The organism is Bradyrhizobium sp. T-1, from assembly GCF_053592855.1.
Genome location: NZ_CM132115.1, coordinates 7,521,610 through 7,538,628, shown reverse-complemented (window position 1 = coordinate 7,538,628; position 17,019 = coordinate 7,521,610). Strand labels below are relative to the sequence as shown.

Genomic DNA, 17,019 nt, shown 5'->3' with positions numbered 1-17,019 from the left:
TTAATGCACCGCGTCGTTCGGCAAGAGCGCCGCAAACGCCTGATCGAGTGCGGTATCGGCCTTTGCGAGCTTGTCGCGCTGGGCGGCAAGCCAGAGCTTGTCGGCATCGAGGCGCTGCTGGGCCACCTTGAGCATACGTGCAGTCTCCTCCGGCTGCGGACCGCCGACGCCCTTGGTGTGCGCCACGATCCATTCCGGTGACATCACCTCCCTGAATTCGGCCTCGCTCATCGGGAAGGGTCTCGCCGGCATGTTGAATTTGGCAAGCGTCTTGGCGAAGAGGTCGGTCACTTCGCTGAAGGGTATGGTCTTGGGCGTGAGGTCTAGCGGCCGCGCATAGCTGACCATCTGTGATGCAAAGCCATGCCCGACGCGGAACGGGATCTGGTGCGCCTGCAACAGCAGCTCGGCGAGGTTCATTGTCGAAGTCCAGTCGCTCTCCAGCTCTTCCTTGGCGCGGACCTTGTTGACCACGATTGCATCGAACACCCGGTCGGTCGCGGCGACCATCTTGATGGCACGCGGGAACAGGCCGATATCCTCGGACTGGGCCTTGGAATCGACCATGCCCGACATGACGTTGTGGGCGCTGATCGACACTGCCCCCGACAGCCCCACCACATCTGAAGCTGCGATCCTCGCCTGCATGATCAGACCCGGATTGCGCTTCTGTGGCATCGAGCTGCTGGTGTAGGTCGAGCCCTCCTGCAGCAAAAGCCACGGTCGCACCTCGGCGTATTGCGTATGCAGATCCTGCATCATCACCCCGATGCGGATGGCGGCCGAATTGGCGATCGCGGTGGCCTCGAGCTGGTTGTCGAATGGGATCACCTGGTTGGCGTCCATCGAATTCTCGACGACGCCGTCAAAGCCGAGCAGCTGGGCGAGGCGCGTGCGGTTCAGCGGCCAGATCGAGCCGGACATGACGCCGACGCCCATCGGGCTGAGGTTGAGCCGGCGATAGGCCTCGCTGACGCGCTGCTGGTCGCGCTCGAACGATTCCTCATAGGCCAGCAGGTAATGACCATAGGTGATCGGCACCGCCTGCACACCGTTGGTGTAGCCGGGCATCAATGCATCGAGATTGTCAGCCGCCTTGGCGAGCAGCTTGGCACGCAAGCCGAGCAATGCTTCGGCAAAATCCAGCGTCTGGTTCCGCAGTTTGGCAGCGCGATAGGTCGCGTACATGTCCTGACGGCTGCGCCCGGCGTGGATGACGGAGGCCTCCTCGCCGACCTTGTCGGTCATGATCTTCTCGATCTGAAGGACGTCGCTCGGGCGCTTGCCATCGGGCTCACGCGCCTGGCGGATCGTGTAGTCCACGCCCCCGGCGATCAGCTGGCCGGTGTTTTTCGGGAAGATGCCTTCCTCCACCAGCATCACGGTGGAGGCCTTGTTGATCTTGTTGAGCCAGTAGAACTGGTCCTCGGCTGCGTCCGATTTGCTGGTCGAGGGTTGCGCGCCGCTGGGGGCGTTGGCGCCGATCTTGGCGGCGCTTTCGTTGCATTCCTGCGTGGTCTTGCAGGGCAACTGACCGGTATCCGCGGCCAATGCGTGGGACGCGATCAGGAGGCTGACGCCTCCCGCGATGCAGGCGATATTCTTCATGCGGACCTCCCGGTTGCCGTGCGACCGGGCGGTTGGTTAGCATCCGGGCTGGCGGAAGGCTATTAGCCTCCCGTTCATCGCGGCCCGGACAGGTGCGCCTGTCAGCGCACCAGGATGTTCTTGAACTGCCAGGGATCGCTGGTGTCGATGTCTTCCGGGAACAGTCCCGGACGATCCGTCAGCGGCGTCCAGTCGGTGTAGAACCCCTTCACCGGGCCCAGATACGGCAGCTGGATTTCCAGCAGGCGATCGAAATCCAGTTCGTCGGCTTCGACGATGCCTTCGTTCGGATTCTCCAGCGCCCACACCATGCCGCCGAGCACGGCGGAGGTTACCTGCAGGCCGGTGGCGTTCTGATAGGGCGCGAGCGCCCGGGTCTCTTCGATCGAGAGCTGCGAGCCGTACCAATAGGCATTGTTGTCGTGCCCGAACAGCAGCACGCCGAGCTCGTCGATGCCGTCGATGATCTCGTTCTCGTCCAGGATGTGGTGCTTCTCCTGCATCTTCGCGGCGCGGCCGAACATTTCGTGCAGCGACAGCACGGCGTCGTCGGCTGGGTGATAGGCGTAGTGGCAGGTCGGCCGGTAGATCGCCTTGCCTGACACGTCACGCACCGTGAAGTAATCGGAGATCGAGATCGACTCGTTGTGGGTGACGAGGAAGCCATATTGCGCGCCGCGGGTCGGGCACCAGGTGCGCACGCGCGTGTTGGCGCCGGGCTGCATCAGATAGATGGCCGCGCCGCAGCCGGCTTCGTGGGTCCGCGCATTCTCCGGCATCCACTTTTCGTGGGTGCCCCAGCCGAGCTCGGAGGGCTGCACGCCTTCCGACAGGAAACCTTCCACCGACCAGGTGTTGACGAAGACGTCCGGCTCCTTCGGCGTCTTGGAGCGCTGGGTGTCGCGTTCGGCGATGTGGATGCCCTTGATGCCGGCCTGCCGCATCAGATCCGCCCATTCGGCCTTGGTCTTCGGCTTGGGCGCATTGAGCTTCAGATCGGCGGCAACGTTGAGCAGCGCCTGCTTGACGAAGAAGGAGACCATGCCGGGATTGGCGCCGCAGCAGGAGACGGCCGTGGTCGAGCCCGCGGGACGCGCCTTCTTGGCGGCCAGCGTCACTTCGCGCAGCGCGTAATTGGAGCGGGCTTCCGGGCCCTTCGACGCATCGAAATAGAAGCCGAGCCAGGGCTCGTTGACGGTGTCGATATAGAGCGCGCCGAGCTCGTTGCAGAGCTCCATGATGTCGGTGGAGCCGGTGTCGACCGAGAGATTGACGCAAAAGCCCTGGCCGCCGCCTTCGGTGAGCAGCGGGGTCAGCAGTTCGCGATAATTGTCCTTGGTCACGGCCTTCTGGATGAAGCGCACATTGTGCTTCTCGCAATGCGCCTTGCGGCCCTCGTCCTTGGGATCGATCACGGTGACCCGTGACTTGTCGTAATCGAGATGCCGCTCGATCAGCGGCAGGGTGCCTTTGCCGATGGAGCCGAAGCCGACCATGACGATGGGGCCGGTGATCTTCGCGTAGACCTGCGAGGGGGGGCTCATGGGATGGTTTCTCCGGAACGTGCTGGCGGACAATTGGTGAGGGTTGGATCAGGCGCTGCGGCGCTTGGCGGTGGCTTCGATCTCGACCTTCATCTCGGGCTTGTAGAGCGCCGAGACGACGAGGAGCGTGGCGGCCGGGCGGATCTCGCCGAGGACTTCGCCGCAGATGGCGAAATGCGCGTCCGCGTCCTTGATGTCGGTGAGGTAGTAGGTCACGCGGACGATGTCGGCCATCTCGAAGCCGGCCTCCTTCAGGGCGGCTTCGATGGTCTTGAAGCAGTTGCGTGACTGGCTCGTGACATCCGATGGCATCGTCATCGTGGTGTAGTCGTAGCCGGTGGTTCCCGCGACGAAGGCGAACTCGCCGTCAATCACGGCGCGGCTGTAGCCGGCGGTCTTCTCGAAGGGGGAGCCGGTGGAAATCAGGCGACGGGACATGGGTTCGGCCTCGGCTGAATGGGGGGATTTCGTGGCGTTAAACGGCGTTTCCGGGGCTCACGCAACCCCAAAGGAACGGGCTTAGCGCAGCGCGGCCGGGCGTTGCCGCGTGGCGCGGCTTGGCCGCCGCCATCAAGGCTATCCCTTAGGCCGCGCGCGCCTCGGGGCCGCGAACTGCCCTCCGTTTGGACAGCGCAGCCCCGGTCGGGACGATCATTCCCTCGACGCCATCGAGCGCGCCGTTGGTGAACTCGATCGCCAGCAGGCGGTCGCGCTCGAACGGGCCGGGCAGGGCGAGCGCACCGGTCTTTTCGGCCGAGAAGCCGAAGCGGGCATAGTAGGGCGCATCGCCGAGCAGGATGACGGCGGCATGCCCGCGCGCCCGGGCGGCGGCCAACGCTTGATTCATCAGCGCGGCGCCGATCCCGAGTTCGCGGCAGGCAGGGTCGACCGCCAGCGGTCCGAGGACCAGGGCGGGCCTGCCTCCGGCGCTGACGTGCCACAACCGCACGGTTCCCACGAGCTTGCCCTCGCGCATCGCCGACAAGGCTAGGCCTGTGGCGGGCGCACGTCCGTCGCGCAGGCGCTGGCAGGTGCGGCCGTGGCGGGTCTCGCCAAAGCAGGCATCGAGCAGCGCTTCACGCATCGTGACGTCGGCAGCACGTTCCGCACGGATCGCGAACGGAGCGGCTTCCGAAGAGAGGGCAATTTGTGGCTTCCGAGGAGCAGTCATGGCGCGTCAGTCCCCGCGTGAGTCCGCGCACGAAGGCACGCGGGTTCAAGCGTCGTCAGAATGGCAATGTCGGGTGAGGAGCCGGCAAGCCGGCTCCCGGGTTCGTCAGGCCTCAGAACGAGAGGCGGATCAGATGTGGTAGGTACGCAGCGGCGGGATGCCGTTGAACGCCACCGCCGAGTAGGTCGACGTATAGGCCCCGGTGCCTTCGATCAGCAGCTTGTCGCCGATCTCGAGCGTGACGGGAAGCGGATACGGGGTCTTCTCGTACAGCACATCGGCGCTGTCGCAGGTCGGACCTGCGAGCACGCATGGGGTCATGTCCGCGCCGTCATGCGGGGTGCGGATGGCGTAGCGGATCGACTCGTCCATCGTCTCGGCGAGACCGCCGAACTTACCGATGTCCAGGTACACCCAGCGCACCTCGTCCTCGTCGCTCTTCTTCGAGATCAGCACGACCTCGGATTCGATGATGCCGGCGTTACCCACCATGCCGCGACCCGGCTCGATGATGGTCTCCGGAATCTGGTTGCCGAAGTGCTTGCGCAGCGCGCGGAAGATCGAACGGCCGTAGGTGACAACCGGCGGCACGTCCTTCAGGTACTTGGTCGGGAAGCCGCCGCCCATGTTGACCATGGTCAGGTTGATGCCGCGCTCGGCGCAGTCGCGGAACACCTGCGAGGCCATCGCCAGCGCGCGGTCCCACGCCTTCACCTTGCGCTGCTGCGAGCCGACATGGAAGGAGATGCCGCACGGCTCCAGGCCCAGGCGCTTGGCGGCGTCGAGCACCTCGACGGCCATTTCCGGGTCGCAGCCGAACTTGCGCGACAGCGGCCACTCGGCGCCGGCGCAGTCATAGAGGATGCGGCAGAACACCTTCGCGCCGGGAGCGGCACGGGCGATCTTCTCGACCTCGGGGACGCAGTCGACTGCGAACAGGCGAATGCCGAGCGCGAAGGCGCGCGCGATGTCGCGCTCCTTCTTGATCGTGTTGCCGAAGGAGATGCGATCGGGCGTCGCACCGGCGGCCAGCGCCATCTCGATCTCGGCGACGGTCGCGGTGTCGAAGCAGGAGCCCATGGAAGCCAGCAGTGCCAGCACTTCCGGTGCCGGGTTCGCCTTGACGGCGTAGAACACGCGGCTGTCGGGCAGCGCCTTGGCGAAGGTCTGGTAATTGTCGCGCACGACCTCGAGGTCGACGACGAGGCACGGCTCGGTGTCGAGACCTTCCTTGCGGCGGTTGCGCAGGAATTCCTGGATACGTTCGGTCATGGCACTCTCCAACGGTCCCAGCGACGGGATCCGCATCAACGTGACGTCGGATAAGAGCGCTTCGGCCACATCGCGCGATGGAGGCGCGTCGAGGCCAAGAGACTCAAACCAGACTGTGCTGCCGTGGATTGGTTGGGAGAGTTTCCCGCCCGCTCACCTGGCAATGAAGGACAAGCCTTTTCAGTAGCCCGCGCCGGCGGTGGAATGCCGGTAGAGACCAAAAAAGCCCGATCCGTCGTTGCTTTAAGTCGCGTCCCCCGTTGAGAGCGGGGTGCGCCGGTTCGCCTCCGGCTGCCAGTCACGGTTGCAAAGAGCGAAGTCACCTTCGACAAGGCATCTCTTTGAGAGAGATGCTGGACGCTCCGGGTTTGCTTTCAGTCGCTCGACCTTTGGGTCTTTGACTTCCGCACTTCCGAAGAGCCCCTCGGCTTCTTCACCCCTTGGCGGCTGTCCGGCCTCTTGTCCGGATACCTACCGACTGACACACGACCACAGGCACGTGCGAAATTGGGCAAGAGCGCACATAAGCGTTTTGACTCTGCTTCGCAAGAATTTTTTTAGGCTGCGAACAGAATTGCCTAACGTCTGCTTGCGCAGTGTTGCGCGAGCGACGCGGAAGATGAACAGGCGTTAAGTTTTTCAGCCAGGGTGCACGCGTCTCTGGCGCGCGAAGCGTCAGCCGCGCTTGAAGAACGGCTCGACGCGCTGAGCGGCGCGGATGAAGGCGGTCATCACCAGCACGCCGAGTGCGAACAGCACGGCCTGCAAGATGTGCGCGCCCTGATCGCCCAGCCCGAACAGAATTGCGAGCGCCCAGCCGCCGGCAAACGCCGCGCCGAACACTTCGGCGCCGATCAGGATGGCGGCGCTGACGACGGTGATGACGCTCGGCCAGACGATCTGACGGGAGGACGAGGAGGGCGCGTTCATGGGCATCTGGGTCCGGTGTTTCGAGGGTCGCAATCTCCCCGAAAAGGCGGGCGGGAGCAAGGCCAAATGGCCCAAAAAAGCCCCATCGCGTGCTATAGCTGACCCCAACAAATCGGCTCAAAAATCGGGACTTGTGATGTCAGAAACCCGCCAAACTACGGACTCCGAGATCAACCCGCTGCTGAAGGCCTGGGTGACGCCATTTGCGACCCCGCCCTTCAACGAGATCACGCCGGAGCACTTCCTGCCGGCCTTCGAACAGGCCTTCGCCGATCATTCCGCGGAGATCGCCGCGATCACCAACGATCCGGCCGCGCCCGACTTCGCCAACACGATCACGGCGCTGGAGCGGTCCGGCAAGCTTTTGAACAAGGTTGCTGCGGTCTTCTACGATCTGGTCTCGGCGCATTCCAACCCGGCGATCCTGGACATCGACAAGGAGGTCTCCTTGCGGATGGCGCGGCACTGGAATCCGATCATGATGAACGCCGTGCTGTTTGGTCGCATCGCCCAGCTGCACGAGAACCGTGCCAATCTCGGCCTGGACCCGGAGCAGCTCCGCCTCCTGGAGCGCACCTACACCCGCTTCCACCGCGCCGGCGCCGGCCTGTCCGACGAGGCCAAGACGCGCATGGCCGAGATCAACGAGAAGCTGGCCCAGCTCGCGACCGGGTTCAGCCACCATCTGCTCGGCGACGAGCAGGACTGGTTCATGGAGCTCGGCGAGGCTGACACCCAGGGTCTGCCGGAGAGTTTTGTGGCCGCCGCCAAGGCTGCAGCAGAAGACCGCGGCATGGCGGGCAAGGCGATCGTGACGCTGTCGCGCTCCTCGACCGAGCCGTTCCTGAAGAGCTCGGCTCGGCGCGACCTGCGCGAGAAGGTCTACAAGGCCTTCACGGCGCGCGGCGACAACGGCAATTCCAACGACAACAACACGACCATTGGCGAGATCCTGAAGCTGCGCGAGGAAAGCGCCAAGCTCCTGGGCTACCCGACTTTCGCCGCCTACCGGCTCGAAGACTCCATGGCCAAGACGCCGGATGCGGTGCGCGGCCTGCTCGAGCGGGTCTGGAAGCCGGCTCGCGCCCGAGCGCTTGCCGATCGCGACGAGATGCAGGCGCTGATCACGGAGGAGGGCGGCAATTTCAAGCTCGCGCCCTGGGACTGGCGCTACTATGCCGAAAAGCTCCGCCTCCAGCGCGCCAATTTCGACGACGCCGCGATCAAGCCCTATCTGACGCTCGACCACATGATCGCCGCCGCCTTCGACTGCGCCACGCGGCTGTTTGGCATCACCTTCGCCGAGCGCAAGGATGTGCCGGTCTGGCACCCCGACGTCCGGGTCTGGGAGGTGAAGGGCCCCGACGGCAAGCACAAGGCACTGTTCTACGGCGATTACTACGCCCGGCCGTCAAAACGTTCCGGCGCCTGGATGACCTCGCTGCGCGACCAGCAGAAGCTCGACGGCGAGATCGCGCCCCTCGTCATCAATGTCTGCAACTTTGCCAAGGGCACCGGAGCCGAGCCTTCGCTGCTTTCGCCGGACGATGCCCGCACCCTGTTCCACGAGTTTGGCCACGGCCTGCACGGCATGCTCTCCAATGTGACCTACCCGTCGCTGTCGGGCACCTCCGTGTTCACCGATTTCGTCGAGCTGCCCTCGCAGCTCTACGAGCATTGGCAGGAGCGGCCCGAGGTGCTCCAGCAGTTCGCCCGTCATTATCAGACCGGCGAGCCGCTGCCGGACGATCTGCTCAAGCGCTTCCTCGCCGCACGCAAGTTCAACCAGGGCTTTGCCACCGTCGAATTCGTCTCCTCGGCGCTGGTCGACCTCGAATTCCACTCGCAGCCGGCAGCCGCCGCGCAGGATGTTCGGGCTTTCGAGAAACGCGAGTTGGAGAAGATCGGCATGCCCGAGGAAATCTCGATGCGTCACCGGCCGACCCAGTTCGGTCACATCTTCTCCGGCGACCATTATGCGGCCGGCTATTACAGCTACATGTGGTCGGAGGTGATGGACGCCGACGCCTTCGGCGCCTTCGAGGAGGCCGGCAATATCTTCGATCCAGCGGTCGCCAAGCGCCTCCACGACGACATCTATTCAAGCGGCGGGTCAGTCGATCCGGAAGCCGCCTACGAGGCCTTCCGCGGCCGGCCGCCCGAGCCCGACGCGCTGCTCCGCCGCCGCGGCCTGCTCGGCGACGCCAAGGCGGCCTGACCGGCATGCGCGCGCTGCTGGGAATGCTGCTTGCCGCCGGCCTGCTGCTTGCAGCGGGTCCGGCGAGCGCGCATCCGCATGTCTGGATCACGGCGACCAGCGAATTGCTTTACGCCGAGGATGGCTCGATCACCGGCGTGCGCCACGCCTGGACCTTTGACGACATGTTCTCGGCCTATGCGGTGCAGGGGCTCGAGAGCAAGACCAAGGGCGCCTACACGCGCGAGGAGCTGGTGCCGCTGGCGCAAACCAATGTCGAGTCGCTGAAGGAATACGCCTACTTCACCTTCGCGAAGGCCGACGGCAAGAAGGAGCGCTTCAACGAGCCGGTCGACTACTTCCTCGACTACAAGGATACGGTGCTGACCCTGCACTTCACGCTGCCGCTGAAGAACCCGGTCAAGCCCAAGCAATTGGTGCTCGAAGTGTTCGACCGCTCCTTCTTCATCGACTTCCAGATGGCCAAGGACAATCCGGTCAAGCTGGTCGGCGCGCCCTCCGCCTGCCAGATGAAGCTCGATCGTCCCAGTGACGGCACCGCGACCGCGCAGAAGCTCAATGAGCAGACCTTCACGGATGGCCCGAACGCCAACTTCGGCATGATGTTCGCCAACAAGATCACGGTGGATTGCCCTTGATCTGTCGTCTTCAGTCACCGCTCGCCCGCGGGCTGCTCGCCTGCGCCGCAATCGTCGTCGTGCTGGGCGCGGCCGATGCCGCGCTCCACGATCTTCTCGCGCAAAACCCGTTCGGCGCACCACGCCCGGCGCAGGCAGCGGAGCCCGAAGCCAGCGGTCTCATCGGCTGGCTCTTGGCAAAACAGTCGGAATTCTATCGCCAGATGTCGTCGACCATCCGCGCCGCGAAGTCCGACGGCTCGGCGGTGTGGACGCTGCTCTTCATCTCGTTCGCCTACGGCATCTTCCACGCCGCCGGCCCCGGCCACGGCAAGGCGGTGATCGCCTCCTATCTCGTCGCCAACCGCGAGACCGCGCGGCGCGGCATCGCGCTGTCGTTCGCCTCCGCGCTGATGCAGTCGCTGGTGGCGATCCTGATCGTCGGCATCTCGGCCTGGATCCTGAACGCCACCGCCAAGACCATGTGCAAGGCGGAAGGTGCGATCGAGATCGCGAGCTATGCCCTGATCGCGCTGTTTGGCCTGCGGCTGGTCTGGGTCAAGGGCCGCACCTTCATCCGCGCGCTGCAGACGACGCAGCCGGTGCCGGCCATGGCGGGCGTGTCGCACGACCATCATGATCATCTCGATCATCACCACCATCATGATGCGCATGACCCTCATCACCACGATCACGCCCATCACCATCACGGGCATGACCATGTCCACGACGAGCATTGCGGCCATTCCCATGGTCCTGCCCCGAGCGAGCTCGCCGGCCCGGGCGGCTGGCGGCGAGGTTTCGCCGCGATCCTGACCGTCGGCATCCGTCCCTGCTCGGGCGCCATCCTGGTGCTGGTGTTCGCGCTCGCCCAGGGCCTGTTCTGGGCCGGCATTGCCGCGACCTTCCTGATGGGGCTTGGCACCGCGATCACCGTCGCGGCCATCGCCGTGATTGCGGTCTCGGCCAAGGACATCGCCGGCCGTCTGAGCGGCGCCCGCGACGGCGGCGGCGCGCTCTTTATGCGCGGCATCGAGTTCGGTGCCGCCGCTCTCGTGCTGCTGTTCGGGGCGGGCCTGTTGCTTGGCTACATCGCGGCCGAGCGGACGACGTGTTTTTGAGCCGCTACGGCATCTCTCGATAAGCGCCTCACACCGGCAGCAGCCGCTTCAACATCGGCAGGAAGAAGATCCCGAGATTGATCGCAAAACCGATGCTCCAGAGGATGGAGCGCAGCGTCGGGCGGTTGCCGAGATAGGTCAGTACATAGGCGATCCGTACGATCAGGAACAGCACCGCAAGCTCGTCGATCAGGCGCTGCGGCGAGTCACGGAATTCGGCGAGCAGGACGGCGAAAGCGAAGAACGGAAAGGTCTCGATCCCGTTCTGGTGCGCGCCGAGCGCGCGCTGGGCGATGGCGTCCTCATAGAAGGCGGGATCGCGCGGTCGCGAATTGTCGAAGCCGCGAAACCGGATCCATTTGATCGAGACGATCGTCAAGAGATAGAGCAGCAGCGCTCCGAGAACGCACCATTCCGCGAGCGTCATCATCCCTCCCCCGCTTGGGGGGACCCTAGCGAAACCGGGCTCATCTTGACAAGTTCGGAGCAACGCGCGACGCAACTGACCATGACGACCCCTGCTCCCCTCAAGACCGCAAAACCGGCCGTGCCGTCAGCCCAGCTGCGCGTCGGCGTGCTTCTGGTCAATCTCGGCACGCCCGACACGGCCGATGCTCCGGGCGTGCGGGTCTACCTCAAGGAATTCCTGTCGGACGCCCGCGTCATCGAGGACCAGGGCCTGATCTGGAAAGCCGTGCTGAACGGCATCATCCTGCGCAGCCGTCCCCGCACCAAGGCGCTGGACTACCAGAAGATCTGGAACAACGAGCGGAACGAGTCGCCGCTGAAGACGATCACGCGGTCGCAAGCCGAGAAGCTCGCCGCAGTGCTGTCCGACCGCGATCATGTCGTGGTGGACTGGGCGATGCGCTACGGCAATCCCTCGATCAAGGCCGGCATCGATGCGCTGATCGCGAAGGGCTGCGAGCGCATCCTCGCTGTGCCCCTCTATCCGCAATATTCCGCCTCGACCTCGGCCACCGTCTGCGACGAGGTGTTCCGCGTGCTGGCACGCCTGCGCAATCAGCCGACGCTGCGGGTGACGCCGCCATATTACGAGGACGAGGCCTATATCGAGGCACTCGCCGTCTCGATCGAGACGCATCTGGCGACGCTCTCCTTCAAGCCCGAGCTGATCGTCGCCTCCTTCCACGGCATGCCGAAATCCTATGTCGAGAAGGGCGATCCCTATCAAAGCCACTGCGTCGCTACGACCGAAGCGCTGCGCCGCCGGCTTGGCATGGACGACACCAAGCTGCTGCTGACCTTTCAGTCGCGCTTCGGCAATGACGAGTGGCTGCAGCCCTACACCGACAAGACGATGGAGCGCCTTGCCAGGGAAGGCGTGCGTCGCATCGCGGTGGTGACGCCGGGCTTCTCCGCCGACTGCCTGGAGACGCTGGAGGAGATCGCGCAGGAGAATGCCGAGATCTTCAAGCACAATGGCGGCGAGCAGTTTTCCGCGATCCCCTGCCTCAATGACAGCGATCCCGGCATGGATGTGATCCGCACCCTGGTGCTGCGCGAGCTCCAGGGCTGGATCTGATGGTGTCTCACATGAACCGCCGCGAATGCCTGGCGCTTCTTGGGACGATCGCCGCGGTGCCGGCCGAGGTGCTGGCGCAGCAGCCGAATGTGACGCGCCGGGTCGGCGTGCTCTCGGTCATCGCTTCCGACGAGGTGATCGGCCAGGCCCGCCTCGCCGAGGCGCTCGCCGCTCATGGCTGGAAGGAGCAGGACAATCTCAATATCGACTGGCGTAGCGGCGCCGGCGATCGGGCGCGCATCGCGCAGCTTGCCGATGCGCTGATCGCACGCAAACCCGACATCCTGCTTGCGCTCGGCACGCCCTCGGTGGAGGAGTTGCGCCGGCGCACCACGACAATCCCGATCGTGTTCGCCGTGGTCACCGATCCCGTCAGCCAGGGTTTTGTCCAAAACCTTGCCCATCCGGGCGGCAACATCACCGGCTTCACCGATTACGACGGTCCGCTGGCTGGCAAATGGCTGGAGATGCTGACGCAGGTCACGCCAAAAGTCTCCCGCGTCTTTGTCGTCTACAATCCTGCGACCGCGCCGTTTGCGCCGCTGATGCTGCGCACGCTCGAGGGTGCCGCGCAGACGCTGCTTGTGACGGTCGAGCCCGCGCCGGTGCACGATGTCGCTTCGATCGCCGCGCTGGCCTCGCGCAAGGAGGGCGGTTTCCTGGTGCTGCCCGACTTTTTCACCATGGCCAATCGCGCGGATCTGTTGGCGGCGATCGCGGAAACGCGCCTGCCGTCGGTATTCTGGAGCCGCGCCTTCGTCGATGAAGGCGGGCTGATGTCCTACAGCACGGACAGCGCCGAGCAGCTTCGGCGTGCCGCCGCCTATGTCGATCGCATCCTCAAGGGCGCGCAGGCGGCCGATCTGCCGGTCCAGAATCCCACCAAGTTCGAGTTGGCCATCAACCTGAAAACGGCCAAGGCGATTGGCGTCGCTCCATCCCCGGGCCTGCTCGCAATCGCGAACGACGTCATCGAGTAGCGTCGCAATATCTTAACCTTTGCCGCTAGGTCTGCGCCTTCACGCTTTCAAGGGCTTTTCGCAAATACATAATCGCGGCCGTTCCCGTTCGTCGCGTCTCGTGCAGAATGGCGTGGATGACGACGTGAAAAGCGACCGCTGAACCGGTAGGGTCCTGGTCCCGACCAATGGCAGCGCGGGAAGGGGCTTTTCCCGCCTTGGAGGAAATATGAGCGGTTTCGATATTTTCGCGATTGTGCTGGTGTTGCTCGTCATCGTCACACTGATCGCCGGCGTGAAGACGGTGCCGCAGGGCTATGACTGGACCATCGAGCGGTTCGGCAAGTACACCCAGACGCTGAGCCCCGGGCTCAATCTGATCGTGCCCTATTTCGATCGCGTCGGGCGCAAGATCAACATGATGGAGCAGGTGATCGACATCCCCGAGCAGGAGGTGATCACCAAGGACAACGCCACCGTGACGGTGGACGGCGTCGCCTTCTACCAGGTGTTCGACGCCGCGAAGGCGAGCTACGAGGTCTCGAACCTCACCCAGGCCATCACCGTCCTGACCATGACCAACATCCGCTCGGTGATGGGGGCGATGGATCTCGACCAGGTGCTGTCGCATCGCGACGAGATCAACGAGCGCCTCTTGCGCGTCGTCGACGCCGCGGTGTCGCCGTGGGGTCTCAAGGTCAATCGCATCGAGATCAAGGACATCGTGCCGCCCGCCGATCTCGTCGAAGCCATGGGCCGCCAGATGAAGGCCGAGCGCGTCAAGCGCGCCGACATTTTGGCCGCCGAAGGCCAGCGTCAGTCCGAGATCCTGCGCGCCGAGGGCGCCAAGCAGGGCCAGATCCTCCAGGCCGAGGGCCGCAAGGAAGCCGCATTTCGCGATGCCGAAGCGCGTGAGCGGTCGGCCGAGGCGGAGGCCAAGGCGACGCAAATGGTCAGTGAGGCCATAGCCAAGGGCGACGTCGCTGCACTGAATTACTTTATCGCCGACAAATATATCAAGGCGTTCGGCCAGTTCGCGGACGCGCCAAACCAGAAGATCATCATGCTGCCGATGGAGGCGACGAGCATGCTCGGTTCGCTCGCCGGCATCGGCGAGATCGCGAAGGCGACGTTCGGTGAAAGCGCGGCGTCCGCGTCCGCTGCTGCACGCCGCACCGGCTCGGTGCCGCCGGCCGGTGGCACAACACCGCCGGCAGTCCCGCCGCGGCAGGGGTAAGGAACGGCGCATGATCTTCCGCTAAGATCATGCGCAAATATTTGGAGGTCGTATCATGACCGACATGTTCGTCTCGCTCGGCACCTGGAACTGGCTGATCTTCGGCTTCATCCTGATGGCGCTGGAGGTGATCGCGCCGGGTGTATTTCTGTTCTGGCTCGGGCTGGCCGCGTTGCTGGTCGGTCTGATCTCGTTCGCCGTTGTTATCTCTTGGCAGATCCAGCTCGTGATGTTTGCAGTGTTCGCTGCCGCCGCCGTGCCTGTGTGGCGCCGCCTCGCCCGGCCGAAGCCGGATGCCAGCGCCAGCCCCTTCCTCAACAAGCGGAGCGAGGCGCTGCTGGGCCACGAGTTCACGCTGGAGAAGCCGATCATCGACGGCAACGGCACCATGCGCATCGGGGACACGGTATGGCGCGTGGCCGGCCCGGACACACCGGCCGGCACGCGGGTGAAGGTGGTCCAGGTGGACGGTGCGAATTTGACGGTGGCGGCGGCGTAAGGACTCTTCGCCTCTCCCCGCTTGCGGGGAGAGGCCGGATTGCATCGCAGATGCAATCCGGGTGAGGGGGGACTCTCCGCGAATCCGTCTTTTACCGTCTGCGCGGAGACTCCCCCTCACCCCGCAAGCGGAGAGAGGGGGAAGAGACGTTCCACCTCTCCGCAAACCGGTGCAGCGGCATGAATGTCTCGCACAGCTCCCGCCCCAGCGTCGTCAGCCCATAGCCGCCACCATCTCCGAGCTCCACGAACCGCGCCTCGCGCAGCTCGCTCAGCCGCGCCTGCAACACGGTTGGTGAAGCCTCGTCGCAGGCCGCGCGCAGCGCGCGCGAAGTGAGGGGCTCATCGCGCAGCTCCCATAATATTCGCAGGCTCCAGCGCCGGCCCAGGAGGTCGAGCAGCACCATGATCGGCCGGCCGGTGCGCGAGCCGCGCGCGCGGCGTTCTCCTGATGCTGCTCGTCTTGCCATCGCGACCCTCTTGCGTGTTGCTACGAATAATGTAGCATCGTGCTACAATAATTGTAGCAAGGACGACGCTCATGTCATCCCCGACGCCGCGTATTGCCCCGCTCGCGCCGCCTTATCCCCCGGAGATCCAGGCGCAGTTCGACCGCATCATGCGCGGAGCGCCGCCGCTGGTGCTGTTCCGGGTGATGGCGGGCCACGCCCGCGCCTGGGACAAGTTTCGCGCCGGCGGGCTTCTTGATCCGGGTCCGCTCTCCCTGCGCCAGCGCGAGATCGTCATCGATCGTACCTGTGCGCTGAATGGTTGCGAATATGAATGGGGCGTCCATGTCGCGGTTTTCGCCGGTCCTGCGAGGCTCACCGAGGACGAGGTCCACGCCACTGTCGCGGGCGATGCGACGTCACCCTGCTGGTCGCCGGCCGAGCAGGCCCTGATCGCGGCGGCGGACGGATTGCATCACCGCGCGACGTTAAGTGATGAAGAGTTTGCCGCGCTATCGGCGCATTACGACGTGGCGCAGATTCTGGAGGTCATGCTGCTGTGCGGCTTTTACCGCACGGTGTCGTACCTTGCGAACGGGCTGAGACTGCCGCTGGAGGAGAAGGCGGCGCGGTTTCCGGGGTAAGCGTGAACCCGGAATCTCGAAACTCTCAGGTGCGCAATTGCGCACCATAGTTCGATGCTTCGCATCGCCCCGGAACGACCGCACTCGAAACTAAGCCACGCCCGCCCGCAGCAGATCGTGCAGATGCACGATGCCGACCACCTTGCCCGCCTCGGTTACGACCAGCGTCGTGATCTTGCGCGTGTTCAACACCTCGATCATCTCGGTCGCGAGCATCGAGGGCGGCACCGTCTTGGGCTGCGTGGTCATGACGTCGTCGACCGAGGCCGTCAAAAGATCGGGCCGCATGTGGCGGCGCAAATCGCCGTCGGTGATGATGCCGACGGCCTCGTTCGCGGCGTTGACGATGCAGACGCAGCCGAGCCCCTTGGCCGACATCTCCATCACCGCGTCCGACATCTTGGTGCCTTCAGGCTTGACCGGGATCTCCGCGCCGGTGCGCATGTAGTCGCGGACGAATTTCAGCATTGCCCCCAGCTTGCCGCCGGGATGGAAATGCGCGAACTCCAGCGCGGTGAAGCCGCGGCCTTCGAGCAGCGCAATCGCAATGGCATCGCCGATCGCGACCTGCATCATCGTCGACGTCGTCGGTGCCAGATTGTGAGGGCAGGCCTCGCGGGCCTTCGGCAGCTCGATCACGACGTCGGCGGCCTGGCCGAGCGAGGACGCCGCGTTCGACGTCACCGCGATCATCGGGATCGCAAACCGCGCGGAATAGTTCACCAGCGTCTTCATCTCCGGCTGCTCACCGGACCAGGACAGCGCCATGATGACGTCGTCGGTGGTGATCATGCCGAGGTCGCCATGGGCGGCTTCCGCGGTGTGGACGAAGAAGGCGGGCGTGCCCGTCGAGGCCAGGGTCGCGGCGATCTTGCGCGCCATGTGGCCGGACTTGCCGAGCCCGGTGACGATGACGCGGCCCTTGGCGTTGCGGATCAGATCGATCGCCTTGGCGAACGCCTCGCCCAGTGGGCCGCGCAGGGCGGCCGCGAGCGCGTTGATGCCGCCGCTCTCGGTTTCCAGCGTGCGGAGCGCGGATTCGACGCTTGTGGATGTGGGGCCGGATGATTGGGTCATCAGCGGTTTCGAGCTCGGCATGTTTTGGTCCAGGGAGGAGGGGCATTGGCCCGTTGCCGGCCTGCTTAGCACGCCCCAGCCTCTGAGGCGACGCGAGCTCCAAAACCCTCAACGGGTCATTAACCATA

At 64.7% G+C, this 17,019-nt stretch carries 17 protein-coding genes; 8 read left to right on the top strand and 9 right to left on the bottom strand.

Annotation, left to right across the window (positions count from 1 at the left end; all coding sequences use genetic code 11):
• The 6 genes from ACWAT4_RS36045 to ACWAT4_RS36020 form a co-directional block, all read right to left on the bottom strand.
• Entirely contained in the window at positions 1-1,608 is a 1,608-nt protein-coding gene (locus ACWAT4_RS36045) for a lyase family protein (RefSeq protein ID WP_212297258.1), read from the bottom strand.
• A gap of 101 nt (positions 1,609-1,709) precedes the next feature.
• Positions 1,710-3,152, bottom strand: a complete 1,443-nt coding sequence (locus tag ACWAT4_RS36040) for a homospermidine synthase (protein ID WP_449729297.1) — start codon at positions 3,150-3,152, stop codon at positions 1,710-1,712.
• Between the two features lie 48 nt (positions 3,153-3,200).
• The gene (locus ACWAT4_RS36035; protein ID WP_212297256.1) at positions 3,201-3,590 is read right to left on the bottom strand and encodes a RidA family protein; all 390 of its coding nucleotides are present in this window, start codon (positions 3,588-3,590) and stop codon (positions 3,201-3,203) included.
• Between the two features lie 145 nt (positions 3,591-3,735).
• Positions 3,736-4,323: a GNAT family N-acetyltransferase gene (locus ACWAT4_RS36030; RefSeq protein ID WP_449729296.1), complete on the bottom strand. Its 588-nt coding sequence runs from the start codon at positions 4,321-4,323 to the stop codon at positions 3,736-3,738.
• 129 nt (positions 4,324-4,452) lie between these two features.
• Entirely contained in the window at positions 4,453-5,595 is a 1,143-nt protein-coding gene (locus ACWAT4_RS36025; RefSeq protein WP_212297254.1) for a type III PLP-dependent enzyme, read from the bottom strand.
• A gap of 675 nt (positions 5,596-6,270) precedes the next feature.
• Positions 6,271-6,525 carry a hypothetical protein gene (locus ACWAT4_RS36020; RefSeq protein WP_194477991.1) on the bottom strand — a complete coding sequence of 85 codons (255 nt, stop codon included), beginning with the start codon at positions 6,523-6,525 and terminating at the stop codon, positions 6,271-6,273.
• Positions 6,526-6,661: 136 nt separating this feature from the next.
• Between ACWAT4_RS36020 and ACWAT4_RS36015 the strand changes: the two genes are divergently transcribed.
• Genes ACWAT4_RS36015 through ACWAT4_RS36005 form a run of 3 tightly spaced genes read left to right on the top strand, consistent with a single transcriptional unit; the run spans position 6,662 to position 10,481 of the window.
• The gene (locus ACWAT4_RS36015) at positions 6,662-8,743 is read left to right on the top strand and encodes a M3 family metallopeptidase (RefSeq protein ID WP_212297253.1); all 2,082 of its coding nucleotides are present in this window, start codon (positions 6,662-6,664) and stop codon (positions 8,741-8,743) included.
• Between the two features lie 5 nt (positions 8,744-8,748).
• Entirely contained in the window at positions 8,749-9,381 is a 633-nt protein-coding gene (locus ACWAT4_RS36010; protein WP_212297252.1) for a DUF1007 family protein, read from the top strand.
• Positions 9,372-10,481 carry a nickel/cobalt transporter gene (locus ACWAT4_RS36005; RefSeq protein WP_212297251.1) on the top strand — a complete coding sequence of 370 codons (1,110 nt, stop codon included), beginning with the start codon at positions 9,372-9,374 and terminating at the stop codon, positions 10,479-10,481. Before ACWAT4_RS36010 ends, ACWAT4_RS36005 begins: the two co-directional genes overlap by 10 nt.
• 28 nt (positions 10,482-10,509) lie before the next feature.
• On the opposite strand, the gene ACWAT4_RS36000 is transcribed toward ACWAT4_RS36005, so the two are convergent.
• Positions 10,510-10,908, bottom strand: coding sequence for an MAPEG family protein (locus tag ACWAT4_RS36000; RefSeq protein WP_212297432.1), 399 nt, complete (start codon positions 10,906-10,908; stop codon positions 10,510-10,512).
• Between the two features lie 81 nt (positions 10,909-10,989).
• Here ACWAT4_RS36000 and hemH point away from each other — a divergent pair, with 81 nt between their 5' ends.
• From hemH to ACWAT4_RS35980, 4 genes are all read left to right on the top strand, one after another.
• Entirely contained in the window at positions 10,990-12,027 is a 1,038-nt protein-coding gene (gene hemH, locus ACWAT4_RS35995) for a ferrochelatase (RefSeq protein ID WP_212297250.1), read from the top strand.
• An 11-nt stretch (positions 12,028-12,038) separates the two neighbouring features.
• On the top strand, positions 12,039-13,007 hold the full coding sequence (locus ACWAT4_RS35990) for an ABC transporter substrate-binding protein (protein WP_212297249.1): 969 nt from the start codon (positions 12,039-12,041) through the stop codon (positions 13,005-13,007).
• A 208-nt stretch (positions 13,008-13,215) separates the two neighbouring features.
• Positions 13,216-14,223, top strand: a complete 1,008-nt coding sequence (locus ACWAT4_RS35985) for an SPFH domain-containing protein (RefSeq protein WP_212297248.1) — start codon at positions 13,216-13,218, stop codon at positions 14,221-14,223.
• A 55-nt stretch (positions 14,224-14,278) separates the two neighbouring features.
• Complete coding sequence (locus tag ACWAT4_RS35980; protein WP_212426181.1) at positions 14,279-14,722, top strand: NfeD family protein; 444 nt, start codon at positions 14,279-14,281, stop codon at positions 14,720-14,722.
• A gap of 91 nt (positions 14,723-14,813) precedes the next feature.
• On the opposite strand, the gene ACWAT4_RS35975 is transcribed toward ACWAT4_RS35980, so the two are convergent.
• Positions 14,814-15,191, bottom strand: coding sequence for a winged helix-turn-helix transcriptional regulator (locus ACWAT4_RS35975; RefSeq protein ID WP_212427616.1), 378 nt, complete (start codon positions 15,189-15,191; stop codon positions 14,814-14,816).
• Positions 15,192-15,262: 71 nt separating this feature from the next.
• Here ACWAT4_RS35975 and ACWAT4_RS35970 point away from each other — a divergent pair, with 71 nt between their 5' ends.
• A complete protein-coding gene (locus ACWAT4_RS35970; RefSeq protein WP_212427617.1) occupies positions 15,263-15,814 on the top strand; it encodes a carboxymuconolactone decarboxylase family protein in 552 nt (183 codons plus the stop codon).
• Positions 15,815-15,904: 90 nt separating this feature from the next.
• Here ACWAT4_RS35970 and ACWAT4_RS35965 read toward each other — a convergent pair whose 3' ends face one another.
• Positions 15,905-16,912: a KpsF/GutQ family sugar-phosphate isomerase gene (locus ACWAT4_RS35965; protein WP_212427618.1), complete on the bottom strand. Its 1,008-nt coding sequence runs from the start codon at positions 16,910-16,912 to the stop codon at positions 15,905-15,907.
• Between the last annotated feature and the right edge of the window lie 107 nt (positions 16,913-17,019).